We start from the raw sequence: 26,400 nt of genomic DNA, 5'->3' as shown, positions 1-26,400 counted from the left end.
TAAGTACTTATTTATTTGGTCTTAGAATTGTAATCTAAACGTAGACCCTGCACCACTTTCGGATTTAACAGTGAGGTCTCCTTTATGCTTTTTCATTATTTGTTTCGAAAGGCTTAAGCCAATGCCCGATCCTTGTTCTTTTGTAGAATAAAAAGGCACGAAAATTTCCTCCTGTTTGTCAATGTCTATTCCAGTACCATTGTCTATAACTTCAATCATTTGACTTGTACCATCTTCACGAGCTCTAATTTCTATTACCCCATTTTCAGTAGTTTCTAATGCATGCCTTGCATTAGTTATCAAATTGATCAGGACTTGTTCGATGAGTTTTCGATCCATATTGATTATTAAAAACTCTGGGCAAGAAATAGTAATTGCGACAGCAGATTTTTCTGCTTCCGACTTTAAAAGCATAGCAATTTCTTCAAGCACGCCTTTCACTTTTACTTCTTCTAATTCAAGCGCTTTGATTCTTGTAAGTCTTCTATAGTCGTCTACAAAATGTAAAAGTCCTTCGCTTCGCTTTTGGATCGTTTTCATAGAGAACCTAAGGTCCTCTAAAGTTTCCTCCGTAATCTCTGAAAGTGGTAGCGGTACGCCTTCTTTCTCGGTTAGCATAAGCATGGTTTCCGTCAGTGAGGTCACTGGCGTAACTGAGTTCATTATTTCATGTGTAAGCACTCTGATTAACTTATGCCAAGCCTCAATCTCCTTTTGCTCAATCTCGCTCTTGATATCCTGAAAAGTAACGATGGTATAGCGGTAACCCAGTATTTTTAATCTATTAACCTGAGCCGAAACTTGGAGCCTTTCATCTTTTATACTCAACTCAATTAATTGTTTTTCGCCGTCGTCCATATGCTCAATTTCCTGTGCAAAATGGGGTAGTAGTTGTTCGAATTGCTTCCAATAGTTTGGCGTCGAAATTTTTAGCATTTCCTGAGCACCTTCGTTCATTAACTCAACTGAATACTCTTCTTTTATAGCTATTACCCCAACTTTTATGTTGTCGACTATTACTTTAAGGAATCTAAATTGAGCTTCTTTTTCTACGCTTACTTTCTTAAAAGCTTCTATTATTTCCACGAACGCTTCTTGAAGTTCTTTGAATGATTTTCCTCTTTTTCCACCCTTAAAGGAGATAGAAAAATCAGAATAGCGAATGGCTAGCAGTAGCTTGGCAAGTTCCCTATTGGTATGAGTAACAAAACGAATAAGTTCTGAAACCTGAAGAATGATGACCCCTAAAAGAATTATCTGGTTGAAGAAAAGCTCTGTTCTGGCAAAAATGAATGCCAATGCAGTTAAACTGAGCATCAGAAGTATAATTCTGATGATGACAAGTAAGGCGAACCGCTTAGATACCATAATAACTATTCCTTAAAGTCCGTATTTCTGAAGTCTTCTATATAATGCGAGCCTATCTAGCCCTAGCGCTTTGGCTGCTCTGGTAACATTTCCATTGTTTTGATCTAAAGCTTTTAGAATAAGCCTTTTCTCCATTTCTGTAAGGTTTAAAGTCTCTTCGGTATTTGCCTCGTTACTATTAGATGTTTGGAGTAAGAAGTCATTCGAAGTCAGCTTATTATCATCGGAAAGAATAATTGCTCTTTCAATAGCATGTTGTAACTCTCTGATATTACCCGGCCAATTATATCTTTTTAGCTTGTTGAGGGTTGCAGTATCTATACGCATATTGGGCTTCTTGTATTTTTTTCCATACATAGCCATAAAGTGCTTCACCAAAAGCTCCATATCTTCTTTGCGCTCAACTAATGAAGGCATTCGGAGTTCCACCGTATTAATTCTATAGAGAAGATCTTGTCGGAAGGTACCCTCTTTTACCATTTCATAAAGTGGCATGTTGGTAGCACATACAAGCCGAATGTCTATAGAAACTTCTTTGTTGGAACCTACACGGCTAACTTTCCTTTGCTGAAGTACCGACAGTAGTTTTGCTTGTAAAGGCAAAGAAAGGTTTCCAATTTCATCTAGGAAGAGCGTTCCGCCAGAAGCAACTTCAAACCTTCCTGGCTTATCCTCTTTAGCATCAGTAAACGCCCCTTTTTTATGACCAAAAAGCTCACTTTCGAAAAGGGTTTCGCTTATCGCACCTAGGTCAACATTTATGAACACTTCGCTAGCACGATTTGACTGCCGGTGTAAGGCCCTTGCGGCCAGTTCTTTTCCGGTTCCGTTTTCTCCTAAAACCAGAACATTAGCATCTGTTGGGCCAACTTTTTTCAAAAGCGAGAATACCCTTTCCATGGGTTCAGATTCCCCTAAGAAGTTTTCAAATTTCTGATCAATATCGCTTGAAATAGTCTTTTGTGTAGTTTTGAGCTTATCTACTTCAAGTTTGGATTGCCTTAGTTTTAAGGCAGAGGTAATCGTACCGAAGAGTTTTTCATTCTTCCAGGGTTTTGTTATAAAGTCTGTAGCACCGGCTTTAATGGCCTTAACAGCCAGGTCAAACTCTCCATATGCCGTGATTAGAATAACGATGGCGTTAGGGTCGATATTTAAGATGACATTCAACCATTTTAGACCGTCAGATCCATCATTTTCTCCTTTTCTAAAGTTCATGTCTAACAGCACCAAGTCAAACGACTCTCTGTTAAAATGAAGTGGTATATTTTCAGGATCATTTTCAATCTGAACTAGCGTAAATTGCTGTTTTAAATACATGCGTGCAGTATTTAAAATATCAACATCATCGTCGACAACAAGGATTTTAGCTTCGGTTTTCGCCATAAATAAACTGTATCAAAAACAAACACTTAAATGTATTGAAAACAAACGAATATTTTACTTGACTACGTCTAAAAATTGTATAATACACTGATAATCAATTAGATAAATTTCTGGCATCAGATTGGTTATAGTTCTCCCAAATATTAACAAATGCTTAGGAATTACATCGTCACAGCAATAAGAAATCTAAAAAGGAATAAGTCGTTTGTGCTTATTAATATTCTAGGGTTGATTCTCGGAATTTCTTCTACGATTATCATCTACCGTATCGTTTCTTATGAAAAGAGTTTCGACACTTACCACCCCAATGCCGAAAGTATGTATCGGGTGAATATTCTATATGAAAACAATGGGGAAGAAGCACGCTCAATTTCTGTGATGCATCCGCTGCGAAAGGCATTAAAAAATGATTTCCCAGATTGGAAGGTAGCAGGTGTTCACTGGTGGGGTGTTGGCGTAGTTGCTACAGAGAATGATCAGGGCGTAGAGGTTAAGATAAGAGAAAACAATCCTATCGCTTTTGTAGGGCCGGATTTCTTAGAAATGTTCGACTATAACATTATAGCGGGTAAAACTTCCGGTTTATTAGTCAACCCAAATACAGTGGCCATTTCAGTGACTTCCGCGGAGAAACTTTTCGATCTAGACGGCAATGGTTATCAATCTGTTATCGGCAAAACTATCAAATTTGAGAACCAATTGACCTTACAAATTGAGGCGGTATATCAAGATCCACCAAAAAACACAGACTTTGGAATGGACTATATGATGTTCTATGAAGGAGCGAAAATCTACCCTTATGCTAATAACTTAACCAGCTGGCAAACCATTAATGGAGACGCTCGCCTATGGGTAGAGCTTCCAAAAGGTCATGATATTGAGGCTGCCAATGCGCAATTAGAGCAGGCATCTCAAAAGTATTTAGAAGAGTTACAGAGTTTTGCCGTCAATGGTTATATGGAATTGCAGCCGCTAGTAGGTATGCATTTAAGTGGTGATTATGGGTCGGGGGGCGTAATTGATGAAAGCATCATTGCAAGCCTTCAAATATTAGGTTTAATACTGATTATAACGGCGGCTATCAATTTTGTGAATTTGGCAACAGCTCAGTCAGTAAAGCGAGCTAAAGAGATTGGTATTCGTAAAGTGCTTGGCAGTAAAAAATCGTACTTGATATTTCAGTTTTTATCCGAAGTATTTGTCATTACAATCATTGCATTGGTCATTTCCTTAGGTATTAGCGAAGCTGTTCTGATGAAATTAGACCCAATTTTGGGTTATAATTTAGGGTTGAATCTTTTTTCTGAACCTAAAATCTTCTTGTTCCTTTTCTTATTAACAATAACGGTCACACTGCTTTCTGGATTCTATCCATCGATCGTGCTGTCGAATTATAATCCTCTAGTCACTATCAAATCGAACAATAGTTCCCTTAATAGTAGAGGAACAGCAATGTCTTTGAGGAGAGTTTTGGTAGTGATTCAATTCTTAATTTCTCAAACACTTGTGATTGCTACTTTGGTACTAGTTTATCAGATGAATTATATGATAAAACAGCCATTAGGATATGATACGGAATCCATTGTGACGTTTTCTATCCCAGAGCGGTCTGAGGAAAAATTGAACCTCTTGAGGGGAAGAATACAAGAGATAGCCGGAGTCGGCGAGGTAAGCTTTTATGTGGGTTCACCTGGAGTGGCAAGAATTAATAACATAGATCAGATTAAGAACCCTAATGGAAATGGTACTGAAACGGTAAGGGCAAACCGTAAGAACACGGATGAGCACTACGGAGAATTGTTTGGCTTAGAACTACTCGCCGGTGTGTTTTTCACAGAAACATCACCAGCTGAATCTTCAGTAATTAATAGGAAACTGGCTGAAAGCTTAGGCTTTGATTCTCCATCGACAGCAATTGGTCAGCGTTATGAAACAGCTTATAATGAAAGCTTTATTATAACAGGTGTTGTCGAGGATTTCCATAACAATTCGTTTAGAGGAACAATTGACCCTGTCTTCATGATGAAGGGTATGTCTCAGTATTTTGAAGGAGGAGTGAAACTAAATCTAGATCAAGGTTTTGATAATGCGCTTAGTAAAATTGAAGCCGTTTGGGCCGATATCTTTACGGAGGATGTCTTCACTTATAGCTTTGTAGATGAAAGAATTGTAAGCCAGTATGCTGGCGAGGAAAGATTTAATACTTTATTAAAAATATTCGCTGGTATAGCAGTATTTATAGGCTGTCTGGGTTTATACGGCCTTGTATCGTTTATGGCCAACCAGAAGACCAAGGAAATAGGGATTAGAAAAGTTCTTGGGGCATCTATATTTAAAATTCTGAGTATGTTTTCTCGAGAAGTGATTCTACTCGTTTTAGTCGCATTCGTTTTAGCAGTTCCAATAGGTTATTATGTAATGGATGGATGGCTTAATGGCTATGAATACAGAATAGATTTTGGGCCAAAGATATTCTTAATAGCTATTAGTTCTACTTTGATAATAGCGGCCCTTACTGTAGGTTTTAGAGCACTCAAAACTGCTCAAGCCAACCCAATAAATTCACTTAGAGACGAATAAATCGGCAGGATATGATAAGAAATTACTTTATCACAGCAATAAGAAACTTGATTAGAAATAAGAGTTTCACTTTTATAAATGTCTTTGGTTTAGCCCTTGGCATAAGTGCGGCCTTAGTACTTTTTAAGATTGTCTTGTTCGAGAAAGGATTTGATTCCTTCTATACCAATTCAGACCGTATATACAGGTTTGTTAAAAAGGTGGAAAACCCCAACCTAGTTGAGTTAGAAGCAGGAATTCAGAACCCATTTGCCAAAGCATTTAAAACAGATTATCCTGATTTGGGTACACCTGTTCGAGCTTTCTATATAGGTGAGAATCAGATAAGTATTAAGAATAGAAATAATAATAATTGGACGCATTATGAGCAAAGTGAGGGCATCGGTTTTGCTGATCCTGATTTCTTTAAAGTATTTGATTACGATTGGCTAATTGGTGATAGTGAGACTGCTTTGACCAAGCCAAAATCTGTAGTGATTACCGCCTCCTTAGCCGAAAAGTTTTTTGGAATTACCGATGGAGGTTATGATCGAATTATTGGCGAGGAAATAAAATTGAATGTAGAACTTTCAACCTTTGTAACAGGTGTTATCGCTGATCCTCCAAAGAATACGTCTGTTCCTTTCGAGATATTCATCGAATATGAGTCGATTGAAGAGATTTTTGATTTCTATCAGCCAGAATCTTGGACATCTACATCTTCCAACGCGCAAGTTTACTTCTTGGCCAATGAAAATGTGGGTAAACAAGAGATCAATAATGTATTGCCAGGTTTTGGAAAGAAGTATATTCCAGATTCTGAAAACAGAACAACTTTTAGTGCTCAAGCACTAAAGGATATTCATTTTCAGCCAGAATACAATACGTTCGGTAGCACCGCAGAGGCTCCGGAAACGAATATGTTCAGAATAGCCATAGCACTTTTCTTGGTGCTAACAGCGTGCATAAACTTTGTCAACCTGTCGACAGGCTTGGCCATAAAACGCTCTAAAGAAGTAGGTATTCGTAAAGTGCTTGGAGGTCATAAAGGCCAACTGATTTTTCAGTTTTTAGGGGAAACATTTCTGATTACACTTACTTCCACCATTCTATCAATGGGCATTGCCGAACTGGTCATGACAAACTTTGCGTCTGTTATAGGAAATGAGCTCTCATTGGATCTTTTCGCTGATCAGCAATTGTTGCTTATAGTTTCCGCAATTATAGTGGGAGTTACTGTTTTAGCAGGGCTTTATCCGTCTTTAGTGCTTTCTAGGTTAAAACCTGTTGCGGTTTTAAGAGGCAAAGGCCAATCATCGTTGATCGGAAGCATTAACACCAAGCGAGGCTTAGTCGTATTTCAATTCTTTATATCTCAAGTTCTTGTGATTTGCACACTTGTTGTGATTTCGCAAATGCGCTATTTCTCAACGCAAGATTTGGGTTTTAAGCAGTCTTCAATTTTAACTTTTCCGTTGCCTTCTAGTGAAGAGGCTAAGCTGGCGCCTATGAGAAATGAGTTAATGAAGTTCCCAGGTGTAGAAGTGGTTAGCTATAATTTTGCAAGTCCACTGCATGACTCTAATGCAGGCTCAAACTTCAATTATGCGCCTTTAGGGCTAAGCGATAACTACGATGTAGCCTTTAAAATAATTGACGATAACTACTTAGATGTATATGAAATAGAGCTTTTAGCAGGCCGAGACATTAATAAGTATGATACCCTTTCAGAGGCTCTTGTTTCTACTGATATTTTAACGCTTATGGAATTGGAAAATCCTCAAGATGCCATTGGCTTAACTATTGAAACAGGTTTTGGAGGAGATAAAAAGATTGTTGGTGTTTTTAAAGGCTTCCACAACAAGAGCCTTAGAGAGAAAAAAGATCCACTGATTATGGTACGTTTTCCAGGCTATTTTTATGAAGGTGCCGTAAAATATAACGTTTCAGATGAACAATTTACAGCAATGCTTAAAGCAGTGGAAACAGCCTGGACTGCTCAATTTCCTGATGTGCTTTTTGACTACACGTTAGTGACTGACGATATTATGACTAATTATCAGAGAGAGGCTGATACGATGATCATCTTTCAAGTTTTTTCAGGGATAGCCATCATGATCGGTTGCTTGGGCTTATATGGCTTAGTTTCCTTTATGGCAGATCAAAAGAAGAAGGAAATTGGAATTAGGAAAGTTCTTGGAGCCACCGTTTCGCAGATTCTAAATATATTCTCTAAAGAGCTGATAATCTTAATCATTGTCGCTTTTCTGATTGCTGCACCAGTTGGCTATTACTTTATGTCTGATTGGCTTACAACTTTTGAATATCGAGTAGATATTAATTTCTGGACATTCTTTATCTCTATTGGCTTTACGCTGGTGATCGGTATGATAACGACCGGGGTTAGGTCAGTTAAAGCAGCTCAGTCTAACCCTGTAGATTCACTCAGAAGCGAATAATATGCTCAAGAACCATTTAATATCAATTTTAAGAAATCTTAAGAGGAGTAAAGGGTATACCGCTATTAATATTAGCGGTTTGGCCATTGGCTTTGCAGCAGCCATTCTGATCGGTATTTATGTAAGCCAAGAATTCTCTTACGATCAACATATTAAAGATCATGAACGTGTTTATCGTTTGAGCAATAGAAATTTTGCTTTTGCCTCCATAGCGCACATGGATATGTTGCAAGAAAACGTAGCCGGGGTAGAAGCAACGGTTAATATTATGCCGCATAGCAGCGGCACTATTAAATACAAACAAGGCGAAAGTATAATCGAACCTTCTGTATTCTATAGCACGCAAGAGTATTTAGGCGTTTTTGAAATTCCTTTTGTCTATGGTAATCCTGAGACTGCTTTTGATAAACCAAGTTCAATCTTGATTACAAAATCGATGTCTGAGAAGATGTTTGGTGAAGAAAACCCACTGGGAGAAAGTATTTCTTTATCGACGTTGGTGTCAAAAGATGTTTATGAGGTGACAGGTGTAGTTGAAGATTTGCCCTCAAATACACATTTAAGGTTTGAGGTACTTGCCCGTTATCCTGTTAGCTATGAAAAGGTGTTAAAGGAACAAGGCTTTAACGGTACAGTAGGCTATACCTATTTCAAACTTGAGAATCCAATCGATAATATTCAAAATCTCTCCGATAGAGTATTTGCAAAGCCGCAATATGATATGACAGATAAAGCTCAAGATTTTGAGTCTTATTTGGCCTCTTATCAGCTTCAGTTACCAATGATTATGAATATTGCAGACGTTCATTTAAAGTCCAATATTCAATTTGAAGCCTCTCCTCCCGGCAATGGCCAATACCTATTTGTGTTTATCGGGATAGCAATTTTTATCATTATTCTGGCCGGAATCAACTATGTAAATCTGTCTACAGCTCAAGCATCCAAAAGAGCGAAAGAGGTAGGGGTACGGAAGGTTCTGGGCTCTCAGAAAAAGGATTTAATCGTCCGTTTTATCTTAGAATCATTTTTACTCACATTTGGCGCTGCACTTTTAGCAATGGGGCTCGCCGAGGTTGCATTGCAAGTAATGGGTGGTTTTGGTTTTGAAAATTTCAATGTAAATGTTTTAGATTATCCTTATCTGTTGTCTATCGTACTGCTAACGGCAGTTATGACAGGTGTTTTAGCAGGGGTTTATCCAGCATTTATACTTACCTCCTTCAAGCCTTCGGTGGTCTTAAAAGGCAATCATAAGGTAGGAAGTAGCAGTAAGGTTTTTAGAAATGGTTTGGTTGTATTTCAGTTTGTTGTTTCGTTGTCTTTAGCCACGTTTTCGGTTTTCGTTTATCAACAATTGAACTATGGGTTGACCAAGGATTTGGGCTTCGACAAAGAAGGAGTAATTGTGGTCGATAACAGCAAAGGGCAGTTAAGTGAAAATGTAGACCCTTTCAAAAACGAACTATTACAACTGCCTGAAATCACTAATATTTCCTCTAGTGCATTTAGCATGATTGGCAATTTAGTTCTTACGGGTTTGACTGAGGTAGGTGGAAATGGCGACTATTACCGGGCACAATACAAATATGCTGATTCAGATTTTGTGCCAACTATGGGCTTAAACGTAGTAGAAGGTAGAAACTTTAACGATGAAATTGATGGATATGAAGCCATTTTGATCAATGAGTCTTTTGCAAAGGTACTTGGTGAAGAATTCTATGAAAAACAATTTACAACTGGCTATGGCGACGATAAATACAAAATAGTCGGCGTTGTTGAAGACTTTCATTATGCTGATTTTAGCATTCCAATTGCTCCAACGTTGTTTTTTAAAGGAGACGAACACAGACAGTTTAATATTAAGATTCGCCTTGATGAGATTGATGAAACCATCGATGAAATCGATGCGCTTTATGCAGGCTTTACGGATGAGCCTTTCGACTATTACTTTTTTGATCAAAAGTTTGACCAGCTCTTTCGTGCTGAAAAGCGCATGAGCAGAATCATAACAATTTTCACAGGTTTAAGCCTCTTTGTAGCCTTTCTAGGCTTAGTCGGACTGATAAGTTATAAGATAGATCAGCGCACAAAGGAAATTGGAATTAGAAAAGTGCTCGGTGCCTCAATCAGTCAAATTTTATCAATGTTAAGCAAGGAAATGGTCTGGTTGATTGGGTTGTCTTTCATCATATCAATACCATTAGCGTACTATGGGGTTCAAACTTGGATGAACGATTTTGCTTACCATGTTTCTCTTTCGGCAAAGCCTTTCATTGCGATCGGTTTGCTTACCATAATGTTTGTGGTTTTAGTGGTTCTCGTCAGGTCAATAAAAACAGCAATGTTAAACCCAACTCAGGTACTCAGGAACGAATAAACTCAAAGTCATGCTCAAAAATTATATTCTAGTAGCTTATAGGTCTTTAATACGAGATAAGTTTTTCTCTCTTCTTAACCTTTTCGGATTAACGATAGGAATTACGGCATTTCTGTTGATTGGTTTGTATGTGAAGTATGAATTAAGTTTTGACAAATTCCACTCTAAAAGGGATCGAATTTATGCCTATAAAACCCTCTATTATACCCCTGAGGGTACTTCGGGTAGTGATAAATTCTCCTTGCCGGCAGGTAGTATTCTAAAAGAAAACGTACCTGAAATTGAAGAAATAGTTCAGTTAACAGGAGGCTATAAGGCTTTGATAAATGTAGGTAACGAGACTTTCTACGATGAGAATTGGTACTACTCGAATAACAGTTTGTTTAAAACTTTTGATTTTGAGGTAATTACAGGCGCCCCAAATTTAGAAGCTGCTAGTTCTGTTGTGATTACTGAATCAATGGCTCTAAAGCTTTTTGGTGATAAAAACCCTATCGGTGAATTGATTCAATTGAATAAAACGGAACAGTATTATGTGTCTGCAATAGCGGCTGACCCACCTAAGAATTCTTATATCCAGTTTTCAATGATTTTCTCAAATATTAATTTGTTGAACGACTTGAATCAGTTTGAAAACGAAGATCAGAGCAAATGGGGTACAACTGCGAATACTTATTTTTTAAAGGCCGAAGGAGCATCTGAGGAGCAGATGATTGATAAAATGAGATCTGTTGGTCGTGAGTTTTTTGGTAGTCGATTTTTCAAGGATGAGGATGGTACTCCAAACTTCGAGCCTAGCATTATACCCTACGAAGACATATACCTGAAATCAAAGTTTACCAGCGGTATAAGCCCGACAGGTGATATTCGATATGTCTATTTATTTTCATCCATAGCTGTTTTAATCTTACTGATTGCGTGTGTCAATTATATCAACTTGGCAACGGCTAAATCTTTGAAAAGGGCCAAAGAAACTGGTCTCAGAAAAGTTATTGGTGCCGATAAGAACCAATTGCTAGGACTGTACTTAACTGAATCGATAGTATTAACAACCATTTCTGTCTTTATAGCTTTCGCATTGGCGGAGCGCATCCTTCCTGCATATAATGATTTGATCGACAGAAGTATTGAGTTGAGTTATGGTAGTATTGAGTTCTTATTTACCATTATAGTCATTAACCTATCCATAGGCGTATTAGCAGGTTTATACCCTTCCATTAAACTTAGCCGATTTAAACCAGTTGATGCTATAAGAGGTGCAAGAACAGCTGGGGGTAAGAAGTCTGTAAGAAGAGGACTCGTATTCTTTCAGTTTTTAATTGCTCAAATGCTTATTGTGGTGACCATTGTGATTCAAAGTCAACTTAGTTATCTGCAAAATAAGGACTTGGGTTATAATCGAGAACAAGCGCTTTACATCAATACTTATGAAGAATTTGGTAGTGATGGCGAAGTTTTTAAAACTGCTGTAGATCAAATTCCGACGGTTGAATCTTCCTCTTATTCAAGCGGAGTTTTTACAAGGGCTGCCATTACCTTTTTCCAACTAAAAGAAGTGGAAGGGAATGAAGACGATAAGTCTGAAGAATATATTATTTCAGACCTTTTCGAGGCGGATGAAGACTTTATTGATATGATGGAGATTGAAATGGTTTTGGGACGAAAACTCGATAAATCTGTATCAGCAGATGTGGATGGTGCCATTATTATTAATGAAGCGGCGGTTAAAAAATTTGGATGGGAAGAAAATCCATTGGGTAAAAAACTGAAAACCTGGGGGCGACAAGATCGAATCGTTGTAGGCGTGATGAAAGACTTCCATAACGAATCTTTAAAGGCTGAAATAACCCCAACTTTCGTAGTCTTGAACAATAAATCTACTCAGTATTTAAATATCAGAATCTTGCCTGATGACATGTCAGAAACGATTGCAAAAGTAGAAAGTATTTGGAGTGAACTAGTGCCAGATAGACCATTAGAATATACGTTTTATGACGATAAATTTGACCAACATTACCAATCTGAACGGCGTTTAGGAAAGGTATTCTTCATCTTTGCATCATTAGCCATTGGTATATCACTTTTAGGTCTAATAGGGTTAACAGCGTTTACAGCAGAACAACGTTTAAAAGAGATAGGAATTCGAAAAGTATTGGGAGCATCGGTCAAGCAATTGATTCTATTGCTTTCTAAAGAGTTTGTTATCTTGAGTTTAGTCGCCTTCTTCGTAGCGGTGCCTATTTCATATTATATAATGGATGGTTGGCTAACAGAATTTAAGTATAGAATTGACATTACACTTACGGTTTATGCCATTGCCATTGTCGCTTCAATTGGAGTATCATGGTTAGTAGTTTGTTTCCAATCGATTAAAGTGGCTAGAAATAACCCAACGAACATTCTCAGAATGGAGTAAAATATTGTATCAAAAACAAACACTAAAGTGTTATGAAAACAAACGTTTCTAAGTCTATAAGAAACGTTTTTTTATTGTATATAATTGATATACAGGTTTTTATATATTTGGCATTCTAATTGGATAGAGTTTTTCTAATAACTCAAAACAAAACGGCATGTTTAAGAACTACTTCAAAATACTCTGGCGCAATTTTATTCGAAATAGAGCTTTTACCATTATTAATATTTCGGGCCTTACTTTAGGCATCACTTGTAGCCTAATTATGTTCCTTATTGTAAAAGAGGAGCTTAGTTTTAACAGATATCACAAGAATTTAGATACACTCTATAGGCTGGGGCATATTGATTATGTGGATGGCAATGACTACCCTTCAGGAGGGGCACCTCTTCCATTAGTTGAAGAAGTAAGAGATCAGATTGTTGGTCTGGCCAATGCTACTTTAATTTCACACGAAGGGTATGGCCTTATATCTATCACAGAGAAAAATGGCGAAATAAAGTATTACGAGGAAGCTCCAGATGTGGTCTATGTGGAGCCGAACTTCTTTGAAATGTTTGATTGGGAAATTTTAGAAGGAGCCGTAGAAGAGGCCTTTAAAAACCCTAACAATGTAGCACTGAGTAAAGAATTAGCAGAAAAGTATTTTCCGAACGAGTCTGCAATTGGTAAAACGATTAGGATTAATAAAGACAAAGATCTTTTGGTGACTGCTGTTCTAGAGAATGCGCCAAAGAATTCTGACTTTCCATTTGGTTTGTTCATGTCAATGGAAACCAAAAAGGCCGATAGAGAATTCACACAATGGGGAAGCATAAGTAGTAATGATGTTGTTTTTCTTCAATTAGACCCGGCCACAACTGCTGAAGATGTGGAAGCCCAGTTTCCTGCATTAGTGGAAAAGAACTGGAATAACATGACGCGTGATGATAGAAAGTTTGTTTTGTCAGATTTTGCTAACTATCACTTCGACGATAGGTTTAACACTTTTGGTGGTAGTTCTTCCAAACAGCTTTTGTGGACTTATTCGGCAATAGGAATCTTCCTTATTGTTACGGCATGCTTCAATTTTATCAATATGTCTACTGCCATGGCTGTGAAAAGGGCCAAGGAAGTAGGTATGCGAAAAGTTTTAGGGAGTAGTAGAAAGCAATTAGTATTGAGGTTTTTAGGTGAGACATTTATGATAACCTTTATCTCACTGTTGTTATCCATCGGTCTTACTGAAAGGTTATTGCCATTGGTTGTAAACGACTTCTTTAACCTAGAAATAGAACTCGCGCTTTTATCCGATGGTTTGTTAGCGAGCTATTTATTGGGTGTATTGGTTTTGGTTTCATTATTAGCTGGACTATACCCTGCATTTGTACTCTCCAGTGCCAAGCCGATAACCGCTTTGAAAGGAGCTTTAGATTCTAAAGGTGGCAATATGTTTATGAGAAGGTTCTTGGTAGTATTTCAGTTCTTTTTATGTCAAGTTTTAATCTTCGGAACCATCGTGGCAGTTCGTCAAATGAATTATTTCAGCTCGGTGGATATGGGCTATGAAAAGGAGCATATTATCTTCTTTAATATGGCCGAGAATGAACTTGAAAAGCAGAAACTCTGGAGATCGAGAGTAGGAGAAATTCCAGGGGTAAAGTCAGTATCTGTTGCTTCTCATCCACCATTTTCAGGCTCTATTATGGGCACCAATAGTTATTATAACACAAGCGATACCAGTAGGACAGAAATAAACATTCAATTCAAAAGAGTAGATAATAGCTATGCGGATACATATGGTTTGAGACTTGTGGCCGGAGATTGGGTAGTGCAAAGTGATACTATGAGTCAATTCGTGGTCAACGAGACTTTTCTTACTAAAGCAGGAATAACAAATCCTCAAGATGCTATCGGAGAGATAGCGACCGTTTGGGGGCGGAAGTTCCCAATTGTTGGTGTAGTATCAGACTTTCATTCAACAACCTTATCAGATGCCATAGAGCCAATGATGATGTTTGCTGATGCAAGACAAAATAGAACAGTTGGACTTAAAATAAACGGGGCTAGAACTAAGGAAATCATTACAGAACTGGAAGATATCTGGTACGACATGCACGAGGAATATGAGTTCGACTATGACTTTATAGACGCCCAAATCAAGGAATTCTACGAAACAGAAGAGAAAATGTCTCAATCACTCACCGTATTTGCAGGTATTTCAATTTTTATAGGCTGCCTAGGGCTTTACGGATTGGTGGCTTTTATGGCAAACCAAAAGTCGAAGGAAATTGGTATCAGAAAAGTTTTAGGTGCTTCTGTTTCTAGCCTTGTTTCGAATTTCTCGTTGGAGTTTTTAAAACTTGTATTTATTGCTTTCCTTTTTGCGGGACCCTTTGCCTATTTATTAATGGATTTTTGGCTCCAAGAGTACAAATATAGCATCAGCATTGGTCCTCTGATCTTTATTTCAAGCATTGTTTTATCAGTTATTATCGCTGTATTGACTACTGGTTTTAGATCGTTAAGAGCAGCTACAGCAAACCCAGTGAATTCACTCAGAAACGATAATTGAATTAAAGGGACAAGCTTAAACTGATTAAAATGAACTTCAGGTTATTTAAAATCATGTATCAGTCTTTTCGCAGGAGTCCGCTGCTATCAAGCCTGAATGTATTGGGCTTAAGTATTGGTCTGGGGAGCTTTTTAGTCATAACACTCTTCTTGTTTCAAGAGAATAGTTATGAAAAAGATGTGGTAGATCATGAAAGGATCTACAGGGTAGAAGAGGAGTTTATGAATATGGGGAGAGTAGCTTCTAGTTCTCCCAATTTACCCCATCGGCTTGCGAATTTTCCGCAAATAGAGTTACAAACAAGGATTGGCGGACTTGGTTCTGAAACCAAAGTAATTATCGATGGTCAAACATTTAAGGTCAATAAGGCACTTACCGCAGATAGTTCGTTTTTCAAGCTTTTCGGTCACGAGTTTATAGTAAGGGCAAGTGAAACGCTGCTGTCAGCCCCTCGTGAAATAGTCCTTTCCGAAAAGTCTGCCATGAAGTTCTTTGGTAAAACTGACGTGCTTGGCGAAATGATAGGTTTCCTTGATTTTCCACCGCATAAAGTCGTAGGAGTCATAAAAGAGGGTACCCTTAAATCGCATTTAGACTTTGATTTTGTCATAACGGGTCAAAAAACAGTCTATGAGCCGAATAGATGGTGGGGGTTGTCGGGCTACTCTTATGTGAAATTGACAAAAGGAACTTCGGTGGAAGTATTTACGAAAGAATTGGATAAGCTTACGAAGAACGATGTATTCCCAGTTTTAAGTGCGGCATTTCAAGTGCCTTTCGAAGAATGGATACAGAGTGAGGATAAGTTGAAGTTCTATGCCAAGCCGGTTCGTGATATTTACCTGAACTCGAATTTAGATTTCGAGATCAGTGAGAATGGAGACAAACAAACGCGCATGACGTTGGGTATAATCGCAGTTTTCATTCTGCTGGTAGCATCAATCAACTTTATGAACTTAACCACTGCAAATTCTTCTAAACGGACAAAAGAAATAGGAGTGCGCAAAGTTTTAGGTGCTACAAAATTAAAATTAGTAAGGTACTTTTTAAGTGAGGCTCTCTTAATCACGTTTATTGCTACGCTATTAGGCGCAGGCATGTCGGAGCTCTTCATTAGGATGATTAACCTTTCACTTGGTGATGTTATCAGTATTTCTTTAGTCAATTATCCCGTGCTGTTGACTTACTTGATGCTTTTCGTTTTTGTTCTAGGGGTTCTGTCAGGTATTTATCCAGCTTTCTTTTTAGCATCGGCACAAATGATTCCTTTACTGAAAGGGATGAAAATCAATAGAGTACTTAATTTAGATGCGGCAAAAATTTTGCGTAATGGATTGGTGGTTGTTCAATTCGCCATTTCGTCAACACTCATTATCGCGAGCATTATCATTTATAGTCAACTAAAACATTTACAAAATGTGAAGTTGGGTTTTGCAGAAGATCAAGTCGTAGTAATTAAGCAGACTTTTCCATTAAGGGAGTCTAAACAGGCAATGAGAAATGAGCTACTTAGACTACCAAGTATTTCACAGGCCAGTTTCACACACAAGTTACCGGGCGATGGTTCCGATGCCACAACATCTACCAAAATAGACGATAAAACATCTATCACTTTAACTCACTTTTATACTGATGAATACTTAGGTGAAACCCTGGGTTTAGATTTGACCGCAGGGTCTTGGTTCGAACCAGAAAAGAATCAATATGATTCAGTCATTGTCATTAACAATGCTGCGGCAAAAGCATTGGGGTATGAAAATCCAGTTGGAGAGATTTTTGGCGACTATTGGACTGTATTAGGCGTTGTCGATGATTTTTATTTCGATGGTCTTCGTGAAGAAATAGGTCCAGCTATGTTCATTTTTTCTAAAGAAAGACAAACTAATTTAGCGGTGAGATTCAAACCGGAATCTTTCTCTATTGATGATGTAGAAGAGGTTTGGTCTCAGTTTACGAATATACCTTTTGAGTACTATTACTTAGATCAGAACTTTGAGGGTCAACTGATTAAGGAAGAACAAAACGCCAATGCCATACTGATATTTACCGGTCTGGCTATTCTTATTTCTTGCTTGGGCTTATTTGGCTTAGCTGCATTTACTGCTGACCAGCGATTACATGAATTTGGTATACGTAAAGTTTTAGGTGCAAATGTTAGAGACATTATAAGGCTGTTTAGTTTCGATTTTGTTAAACTGATTGTGCTAGCATTTTTCATCTCCATTCCACTAGCCTTTTACGGTATTGATCTGTGGTTGCAAAGTTTTGCTAATCGCATAACGATCAGTACCTGGCCGTTTGCCTTGGCAGGCGTGCTTTCTGTGGCGATTGCACTAGCTACTATACTATTTCAGTCTATTAAAACGGGGAGACTCAATCCAACAGAAACGTTGAGAAGCGAATAAATACATAGCTTATGTTTAAAAATCATTTCCGACAGACCCTTAGACGACTCAAAAGAGAAAAGCTTTATACCATAGTTAACATCTTTGGTCTTACCGTTGGTTTAACTGCATTTCTTTTAATATCACTCTATGTGAGAGATGAATTAAGCTATGATTCATTTCATACAGATGGCGACCAGATTTACCTTCTGACAGACTATGATGATGTTCGAGGTTCGGAAAGTACTCAAGCACCAGTCGATTTTGTAGAATATGTTAAAAGAGGAGTGCCAGAGGTCGAATCGTTCACAAGAATGAAAGATCCAAGTTGGAAGTCTACAGATCTTATTCAGTCTGACGGCTCTGATTTTTATTCTGAAAGAATATTCCATGTGGATGAGAATTTCTTCGATTTTTTTGATTTTGAAGTAATCGATGGAAATAGGAGTACTGTATTATCTAAAATCGGTAATGTCGTATTAACGGAAAGCTTCGCTATGAAGCTTTTTAATCACTTAGATATTATAGGGGAAGAATTAATTCTTAATAAGAAAGCGAAGTACTACATCTCTGGTATCTGTAAAGATGCTCCAGGGAATAGTTCTCTTCAGTTTGATTTAATAGCTCGTGCTCCAGAAGATGTTTTTAAGGACAAGTTCTCGGAAAAGCATTATTTGGACGGCGCAACGAGTTTTGTGAAGCTTTCAAAGCAGGCAAAAGTTAAGGCTGTATTGACCCCTATTAATAATGAAATAAGAAGGATACCAGCATATTTTAAGGTAAGAGAGAACACTAAATATCAGCTTCACGGCTTAGAAGATATTCACACGAAGGCAGGTTTGTCGTCCAATGAGTTTGAGACAGCCGATTTTCAATCCGTACTCGTATTTTCCACAATTGCTCTAATCATCCTTTTCTTAGCGATTATTAACTATGTGAACTTGGTAACGGCGCAATCGATGAATAGGGTAAAGGAGATTGGCTTACGGAAAGTTATCGGTGCCGGTAGAGTTCATTTGTTGAAGTATCAGCTGCTTGAATCAATCTTAATCTCAATGATCTCTTTGGGGCTTTCATTTGGCATTACTGAACGACTGATGCCTTTGTTTAATAGCTATTTGAAGAAAGATATTGCTTTGAATTATTTCAGTCTGGATTTCTTGTTCTGGGTGATTATTATAGGTGTTATTTTAGGTTTGGTAGCTGGCGTTTACCCTGCATTTTATATTACACGCGTACGTCCATTATCGCTGATGAATAAGTCTGCCGAAGCTGGTAACGGTAAAGGTTATTTAAGGAAAGGATTAGTTCTTTTCCAGTTTATAGTATCAGGAGTCATAATTTTGATTTTGTTAATCATGTCTCAACAGATGAGTTTCCTTGATCAACAAAATATGGGTTTTGAAAAGGACAACCTCATAACAATTCCACTTTATGCTGGTGATAAAAGCGATTTTGGCAAATTGAAGTCTGAGGTTTTGCGACTACCCGGTGTACAATCAGCAAGTATCAATACTTGGCGTTTTGGCGGCATGACGTCTTCAGGTTATACCGATAGGGCTCCTGTAAAAGGAGAAGAATTCATTGAGTCTTGGTCTGATATTGTTCAAGCAGATGAAGATTTTATCAAAACTATGTCTTTGAAGTTAGTCGCGACGTCGGCAAAATTCAAAAATGGAAGGCTTTCTGATCATCAGGTGATTATTTCTGAGTCTGTTGCAGAGAAATTTGGTTGGGGAGATGATGCTTTGGAAAAGAATGTGTTTAAATATGGTAGGGAAAGTAAGGAAGTAGTGGCTATTGCAGCTGATTTTCACAGTTACTCTTTTAAGGATCAGATTAAACCAATGGTAATTGAAAAAGAGGATATGAATAGGTCAAGTCGACTCATTATAAAAATTGATAGAATAGAGGAGAAGCGCATCTTGGCAGCGCTAGACGAGGTTTATACAGCCTTAACTGATCGACCTTTAGCTTATTACTACCTGAATGACCAAGTCGAAGACTATTATGCGTCTGAAGTCAATCAATACAGACTTTTTCAAATCTTTTCAGCTTTAGCTGTTTCCATTTCTTTCCTAGGACTTATGGCTATCACGATTTACATGGCGGCGCAGCGTCGTAAAGAGGTCAGTATTAGAAAGGTACTTGGAGCTTCTGTTCGAAACCTCATTCTTATGCTAAATAAAGAGTTCACTATTTTAGTGGTTATCTCATTTTTAATAGCAACGCCAATCACTTATTATGTTATGCAAGGCTGGCTCGCATCGTTTAGCTATCGTACAGCGTTGAGTCCACTATTGTTTATCGGAGCTTTCGTGTTATTCTTATCTGTGAGTTGGATGATCACCTTTGGGCAATTCTTGACTGTAACGAGAGAAAACCCTGCTAAAGTTTTACGAGAAGAATAGGAGGGAATTCCCCCCGTTTACTTCTTTCACTATTTCTTTTTGTAAATACCATCAAAACTTGGGGTCCATGTTTTGCCCTCGTCTCTAGAGTTTTCAAAGAGTTGTTTTACGGTACCATTCTCTTTCAAGGTAAACGTTAGCCTAGAAAGGCTAATGTTGCCATTGGGTCCCATGAATTTGCTTTCAAATTGGAGCAATCCTTCTTCTCTTTTAGTTTCTAGATAATTGTAGACATCTCCACCACTGCCTACCCAATGTTGATGCCACTTTTTATCGATCGGATCATAGAAGTTGATGCTCTGACCAGCATAGTTTCCAACTGTTTTATAGTTTTCGTGAATTGCACAACCTCCTTGCGCCATGGTGATGGAGTTTTCTCCTACTTTTCTATTCCCCACAAACACATCCCATTCACCTAGCCAAAAATCAAAATGCCTATAATTCGGCTGACTTAAACACGGGTAAGCATTAAGCGATACCTTTTCTAGTATGGCTTTGAAATCAGGGTATTTAAGATATGGCTCAAAGACAGGGTCAGATTTTAAGAGCGCATAAGCAGCAAGGCCATTTTCAGCCGCTTCTGAAAGTGTTGTTAAAAGTGCTTTGCTGTCATTTAACTTCGCATATGACCTACTGATTCCAATAAAAATATTTGGAGCGGCAAAGTTTCTGTCCTTCGCCTCTCGAAAGTACTTAATCGCATTTTTATACTTCGATAGATGGTATTGACTAATGGCTAAATTGTACCAATCTGATGAATCAGTAGCATCAGTTTTTAAATGTGCTAAATAGTCTTTTGAGGCAGCCTGCCAAGATTGCTCCTGGAAGTTTTTCTGGGCTGACTGTTTTAAATCCTGTGCAATAGAAAGGGGTGAGAGAAGTGCTATCAGCACTAGCGTTAAAATTTGTTTCATAGTTGTTCTGAGTTTGCTATGAAACTATTGATTAGAAGATTGATGCAGGAAAAATCCGATAGAATTTGTCTTACTAGAAGGGACTAGGTACAATTCAGGACTTAACTATCTTTTAGTTTTTAATAGGTTCATTTAAATGAATCAGTCGGTTCGACTAAAAACTTGTGGTGATTTCGAAGGGCTCATCATAAATAGAGGCATATTTTATTAGCACATCTACGCCATAGATCTTTCGATTTTCAGGGTCGCCCTTGAGTTGAAGGTAAACTATCTCCTTATCTGTTTTGAAGGGTGAGTTTATGCCTAGGTTAATTGAGTTTACACGCTGACCTCGAATGCCAACAGCATCTAATAGCTCATCCCAATGACTATAAACTTGTCCTTTATAAGTCAAAGATACAGACTTGATAACTGCAGGTCCGATTCCTTCATTCTGTAGTTTAAGTGCCCAACTATCTTCAGTTGCCCAGCCTGAAAAGAAATTTAAATAAGGCCTTACAATTAATTTATTATGCCTTTGAGCAATTTCGACTTGCCAAGCAGAAACGACTACTGCGCAAACGGCAATAATAACTACTGAAACTTGAGTAATTTTCTCTCCTTTTGACATTGACATATTCGAAGATAAATGTATTCGGGATATAAAAAAAGCCCTGATGCAGGCATCAGGGCTTTTAACTTCTTCAAATAATAATTTTACTTTTCTTCTTCGGCGCTTGGTCCTTTTTTGAAAAGTTTTTCAAATGCTTTTCCAATTTCTTCTCCAGCGATCTTCAAATGATGCTTAGCTTCATCAATTTTAGGCTCGTTTTTAGTTTTGAAATCGGTCATCTTTTCTTCAAGCTTCTCTCTTTGCTTTTTTAAAGATTCGATAGTGTCTTCCATTTCTTCACGAACATCTTCGCTCGCATTTTTGGCTTGACCCACAAGCTCGTCGATTTTTTCCTTTAGGTCCTTGAGAATTCTATCAGTATCCATTAGTTCTTTCTCACTTTTATGGTAGTACCTACATTGATCCAACATCCAACTCTAATCGCTTCTCCTTCTTCTTGGTTGGCGGTGAAAACATCAGAGACTGTAGGGAACTGTTTTTTTGCTTCAGCCATTCCTTCTGTGTTTCCGGCTTTTTGATATAAATCATAAGCTGCCATGAATATGGACCTATCAGCAATCATGCTCTCCTTTTTAGAACAATCATCGAAACTATTCATATACATGTTGGCCACATACGTATAAGCTTCACTTGCTTTTTCAGGGTCAATGTTAGCAGCGTCTAATGCCGCTTTTCTTGCTTCATTTTTCTTGCCTTGGGCTAATTTAAGTTGCGCAATGTTCATTAATAGATCGGCTTTCTTTTGATTATCTGTAGATAGCTCCATTGCTTCAGTGTAATACTTTTCAGCGTTTTCATAATCTTTGTTACCAAAGGCCCGCTGAGCAAGTACTTTTGCAATTCCTTCTGTCGGCTCTGCATTTTGAATAATCTTAGCTGAAACTTCAATATAAGGACTGTCACCACAACCTCTTTCTAATAAAAGGCCAAATACCTTTTTAGCTAGGGTTAAGTCATCACCCTGATCTAGTCCTGGGGCGAGGTTTTCATTAATGAAGTCGCAGTTCAAGTCATCGCCCATCACTTGAGTTAATAGACCATTAACCACTGACTTGTATCGTTCTAGTTTTGCAGCATCTTCTCCCGCCGCAGCTTTCATATCGATAACATTCATTACTTGAGTATAGATCTCAATTACTTCATCATTTGAAATGTCATTTCCATAAGCTTTATACCTTCTGGCCATGTCCATATAGGAAACCACATTATTGTTAATCACTTTAGCTGGATCTTCATAGGCAGCTTTATAAGCGTCCATTCCGTTTTTAATTCTTGTTTTATCAGACTTCCAGTATTTATAATAGCGGTATGCTTTATTGTTTTTTTCTCGTGTAGTTAAACCATATATCTCTTTCTTTTTATTGAAAGAGAGCATCATAGAGTCCAAAAACATATTTTTCTGAGTATCATCACTGGCAGTTTTGGCCAATTCTTCATACGCTTTATATGAATTGATGTAAAGTCCGTCGTAAAGATCTGGGACATTTTTCATTAACCAGTTCAAAGAGTTAGCGGCATCTCTATATCTGTCTATAGAAATAGCATCAACGGAAAGGGCAAACCTTCTAGAGGCTTCAGAAGCCAACTCTGGGTTTTCAGGTAATTTTAATGATTGACCCGTTGCCTGAAAAGAGAGGGTTAGTAGTGCTCCTAAAAATATGGTTGTTACATTTTTCATTTTTCTGTTTTTAAACCTTGTTTGACCAATTTCAAATTGTTGACCAAAAAAATATCGGATGCAAAGGTACTGTTTATTCAGTAATTCATTCTTTGCCAACTTATTATCAAATTGTTGCGATCTCAAGGTGAAACGACTTAGAGATGCATGTTGTTTCAGAACCTTTTAGAAATGCTCATGCATCGTCGTTAATCAGTTGTTTGACCTTGTTTTTACTTTCGTCTTCAAATTTATCCAACAGCCTATTTCGATAACATCGTTTTCATAATGTCCGCCTGAAAAAGCATTACTAGTTGATGGGAATTGAAGACTTATTTCTTTCATCATGCTCTGGTTATTCGCTTTCTTGAACATATCATAAGCTGCAAAATATACAGCTCTATTCAGTACATCATCATCCGATTCTGAACATTCGTTATAGCTATTTGCATACAAGTTACCTACGAAAGTGTAAACGGCTGGCCCCTTACCCTCGTCAAGTTTTGCGGCAGAAAGTGCAAATTTTCTTGCCGCTGGCTTGTTCATATTTAAGTCATACAGTTGTGCGATGCTTAATTGAATACTAGCTTTTTTGCTATTATCCGATTCTAAATCCATGGCTTTTTCGTAAAGGTTAATGGCTTCTTCATAATTTTTCGCGGCAGCTTCAGATTGAGCCAATATTTTAAATATACCTGCTGTTGGCTCATTTCTAGAAAGTATATCTAGTGCTTTCTCAAATTGAGCAGTTCTTCCGCATTTGGCATCAAAAGACAAGCCCATCACTCGTTTTGACACTTTTACACTATCTGCTCTATTAAGCCCATTCGAAATTTTTTCAATAATCCCACAGTTCATGTTTTCGGATGTCATCCTCACGAGAATATCATCTACCTGTCCCATGTATTTATCGTATTTCGCTTTAGCATCACCCATTACTTTTTTACGAGCTATTACATTTGAAATGCCATCATACACATGTAGAATTTCTTCCTCCGATAAAGTCTTTATTTGCTTGCTATAACGTTGAGCCATATACATGTAAGTGACCAAGTTATTGTTGATAACGGATTGCGGGTCATCAAAAACTTCCTTATACATTTTAAACGCATCGGCATATTTGCTTTTGTCTTCTCTGAAGTATTTGAAATACCTAAACGCAAGTTTATTCTTATCTAAAGCGTTTAAACCGAAGTGCACTCTTTTATTCTTATATGCTATCAACAATGAGTCTAGCAAGGTCTGCTTCTGCGCAGCTTCACTTTTTAAAGCTTGTTTTTCGAATGCCTCAATCGCGAAAGTATATGTATTCTTATTAAAAGATGGAGCATTTTTGAGTAACCAATGTAGTGGAGGTATCGCCTGATCGAAGTAATCATACTCCATAGCATCACTGGCTCTAACGAATTCTCGTTCTATATCTTTTTGAGTGATCTCTTGTGCTGAAATATGCGTAAGCGATATTGCAAGACACAAAAGCACTGTTACGGTAACTTTCATATCGTTCTGTTTAAGGTTCGAATTAAGTTAGCCAAAAAATGTGCCAAGATGAAACTAGATTGTTAGTTTAATCTTCAGAAAGAGATGTGAACTTGAACATTTTCCCATCAAATAAACCTAAATCACTGAGCTTTAAATTTGGTATAACAAGCAATCCCATGAAGGAGAGGGTCATAAACGGGGAGTTCAGTGTACTACCCATTGTCTTGGTCATTTTATCAATTGCTGTGTAGTTTTCTGCGATTTTATAACCATCATCATTCGACATTATACCTGCTACAGGTAAAGGAAGTATAGCTTCATCAGAATTTGACACAGCACTAACTCCTCCTTTTTCTTTTATAATAAGGTTTATCGCTTTGCAAATACTCTTATCATTTACTCCAACAGCAATGATGTTATGAGAATCATGTCCCACAGAAGAAGCAATAGCGCCTTCTTTGAGTTTAAAGTTCTTAATGAAGGCTAGAGCTGGGGCTGCATTCTTATACCTGTTAACGACAACCATTTTCAATACATCTTTGCTTGTGTCTGACTGTAGATAGCCATGTTCATCTGTAGCAGCCTGTTCTATGATACAATTAGTGATCAACTGCCCATCCAATGCCTCTATCACTTTTATGTTTGAAGCGTTGACTTTTACTTTAATCGTATCAACGTTAATAGGGTCACAATTGAATTGATTTACAACTTCGCTCTGTTGAACCTCAATCATCGACTGATTAGTTTTAGCTACTTGTATACCGTTAATATATGTCGCTTGTACTTTAAACCTTTCTAGGTCATCCACTATGATAAAATCTGCATAGTCACCTTCTTGAAGTGCACCAACATCGAGATTATAATGATCGATGGGTGTAATACAAGCCGCTTGAAGTACATCGAATAGCTCATATCCTCTTTTAAGCGTTCGCCTAACGAGTTCGTCAATATGTCCTTCCACTAGGTTATCTGGATGTTTGTCATCTGAGCAAAACATGAGCATTTCAGGAGCTTCGGAGAAAAGCTCTACCAAAGCCTCGAAATTTTTAGCTGCTGAACCTTCTCGAATCGCGATTTTCATTCCATGCTTCAGTTTATCACGTGCTTCGTCAGCAGTAAAACATTCATGATCGGTAGAAATTCCTGCTTTTACATAAGCCTCAGCTTGTTCTCCTCTCAGTCCAGGTGCATGTCCATCGATAGGTTTATTGAGCGCTTTGGCAATGTTTAATTTTTCATAGACCGTTTGGTCATTAAAAAGTACACCTGGCCAATTCATCATTTCGGCGAGATACTTTATCTCGGGTTTCTTTAATAAGTACTCTACTTCTTTAGGCGTAATTTCTGCACCTGCGGTTTCAAATGTAGTGGCTGGCACACATGATGGTGCACCGAAGGCAAATTTGAAGTTTACTTTTTTGCCATCAGCAATCATATACTCAACACCTTTTACGCCCAATACATTACCGATTTCATGTGGGTCGGAAACTGTAGCAACAGTTCCGTGAACTACGGCCAAGCGGGCAAATTCAGATGGGACAAGCATCGAGCTTTCTATATGAATATGTGCATCTATAAATCCTGGGAGAATATATTGATCTTCTACCTTTTCAGTTGGTATGATCTGCGTTATCCTATCATGTTCAAAGTGTACTTCCCCTTTGAAAATCCTTCTATTTCTAACATCAACAATGTTTCCCGATATCATATTCATATTCGCAATTTGAAAGATTCTAAACACTTGACAAAAGACTTACATCAAGATATCTTTAGTAGTAAAGAATTTTTGTCGCTGCCTAGCTCCTGTATTCCTCATGGTG

15 protein-coding genes are annotated in these 26,400 nt (G+C 37.8%); 7 read left to right on the top strand and 8 right to left on the bottom strand.

Going from position 1 to position 26,400, the window contains the following annotated elements; genetic code table 11:
- Nucleotides 1–21: 21 nt before the first annotated feature.
- Together JXQ92_RS10265 and JXQ92_RS10260 are read right to left on the bottom strand one after the other, a co-directional pair.
- Complete coding sequence (locus tag JXQ92_RS10265; protein ID WP_421986527.1) at nt 22–1,317, bottom strand: sensor histidine kinase; 1,296 nt, start codon at nt 1,315–1,317, stop codon at nt 22–24.
- 63 nt (nt 1,318–1,380) lie between these two features.
- Entirely contained in the window at nt 1,381–2,754 is a 1,374-nt protein-coding gene (locus tag JXQ92_RS10260) for a sigma-54-dependent transcriptional regulator (RefSeq protein WP_421986526.1), read from the bottom strand.
- 150 nt (nt 2,755–2,904) lie between these two features.
- Here JXQ92_RS10260 and JXQ92_RS10255 point away from each other — a divergent pair, with 150 nt between their 5' ends.
- The 7 genes from JXQ92_RS10255 (at nt 2,905) to JXQ92_RS10225 (ending at nt 19,914) form a co-directional block, all read left to right on the top strand.
- A complete protein-coding gene (locus JXQ92_RS10255) occupies nt 2,905–5,334 on the top strand; it encodes an ABC transporter permease (protein WP_421986525.1) in 2,430 nt (809 codons plus the stop codon).
- 11 nt (nt 5,335–5,345) lie between these two features.
- A complete protein-coding gene (locus JXQ92_RS10250; protein ID WP_421986524.1) occupies nt 5,346–7,772 on the top strand; it encodes an ABC transporter permease in 2,427 nt (808 codons plus the stop codon).
- Nucleotide 7,773: 1 nt separating this feature from the next.
- Complete coding sequence (locus tag JXQ92_RS10245) at nt 7,774–10,149, top strand: FtsX-like permease family protein (protein WP_421986523.1); 2,376 nt, start codon at nt 7,774–7,776, stop codon at nt 10,147–10,149.
- Nucleotides 10,150–10,159: 10 nt separating this feature from the next.
- Complete coding sequence (locus JXQ92_RS10240) at nt 10,160–12,565, top strand: ABC transporter permease (RefSeq protein WP_421986522.1); 2,406 nt, start codon at nt 10,160–10,162, stop codon at nt 12,563–12,565.
- A gap of 157 nt (nt 12,566–12,722) precedes the next feature.
- On the top strand, nt 12,723–15,119 hold the full coding sequence (locus JXQ92_RS10235) for an ABC transporter permease (RefSeq protein ID WP_421986521.1): 2,397 nt from the start codon (nt 12,723–12,725) through the stop codon (nt 15,117–15,119).
- A gap of 29 nt (nt 15,120–15,148) precedes the next feature.
- Complete coding sequence (locus tag JXQ92_RS10230; protein ID WP_421986520.1) at nt 15,149–17,524, top strand: FtsX-like permease family protein; 2,376 nt, start codon at nt 15,149–15,151, stop codon at nt 17,522–17,524.
- Nucleotides 17,525–17,535: 11 nt separating this feature from the next.
- Nucleotides 17,536–19,914, top strand: coding sequence for an FtsX-like permease family protein (locus JXQ92_RS10225; RefSeq protein ID WP_421986519.1), 2,379 nt, complete (start codon nt 17,536–17,538; stop codon nt 19,912–19,914).
- Nucleotides 19,915–19,943: 29 nt separating this feature from the next.
- Here JXQ92_RS10225 and JXQ92_RS10220 read toward each other — a convergent pair whose 3' ends face one another.
- From JXQ92_RS10220 to ade, 6 genes are all read right to left on the bottom strand, one after another.
- The gene (locus JXQ92_RS10220) at nt 19,944–20,828 is read right to left on the bottom strand and encodes a tetratricopeptide repeat protein (protein WP_421986518.1); all 885 of its coding nucleotides are present in this window, start codon (nt 20,826–20,828) and stop codon (nt 19,944–19,946) included.
- Nucleotides 20,829–20,982: 154 nt separating this feature from the next.
- On the bottom strand, nt 20,983–21,444 hold the full coding sequence (locus JXQ92_RS10215) for a hypothetical protein (RefSeq protein WP_421986517.1): 462 nt from the start codon (nt 21,442–21,444) through the stop codon (nt 20,983–20,985).
- Between the two features lie 80 nt (nt 21,445–21,524).
- A complete protein-coding gene (locus JXQ92_RS10210) occupies nt 21,525–21,806 on the bottom strand; it encodes a hypothetical protein (RefSeq protein WP_421986516.1) in 282 nt (93 codons plus the stop codon).
- On the bottom strand, nt 21,806–23,119 hold the full coding sequence (locus JXQ92_RS10205; RefSeq protein ID WP_421986515.1) for a tetratricopeptide repeat protein: 1,314 nt from the start codon (nt 23,117–23,119) through the stop codon (nt 21,806–21,808). Before JXQ92_RS10205 ends, JXQ92_RS10210 begins: the two co-directional genes overlap by 1 nt.
- Nucleotides 23,120–23,311: 192 nt before the next feature.
- Nucleotides 23,312–24,598: a hypothetical protein gene (locus JXQ92_RS10200; RefSeq protein ID WP_421986514.1), complete on the bottom strand. Its 1,287-nt coding sequence runs from the start codon at nt 24,596–24,598 to the stop codon at nt 23,312–23,314.
- Nucleotides 24,599–24,665: 67 nt separating this feature from the next.
- On the bottom strand, nt 24,666–26,294 hold the full coding sequence (gene ade / locus JXQ92_RS10195) for an adenine deaminase (protein ID WP_421986513.1): 1,629 nt from the start codon (nt 26,292–26,294) through the stop codon (nt 24,666–24,668).
- Nucleotides 26,295–26,400 lie beyond the last annotated feature (106 nt).

The sequence above is a fragment of the Roseivirga sp. genome, assembly GCF_049099775.1.
Lineage (GTDB): Bacteria > Bacteroidota > Bacteroidia > Cytophagales > Cyclobacteriaceae > Roseivirga.
The sequence above is the reverse complement of the archived record's forward strand: the minus strand, read 5'-3'. Positions and strand labels throughout refer to the sequence as shown.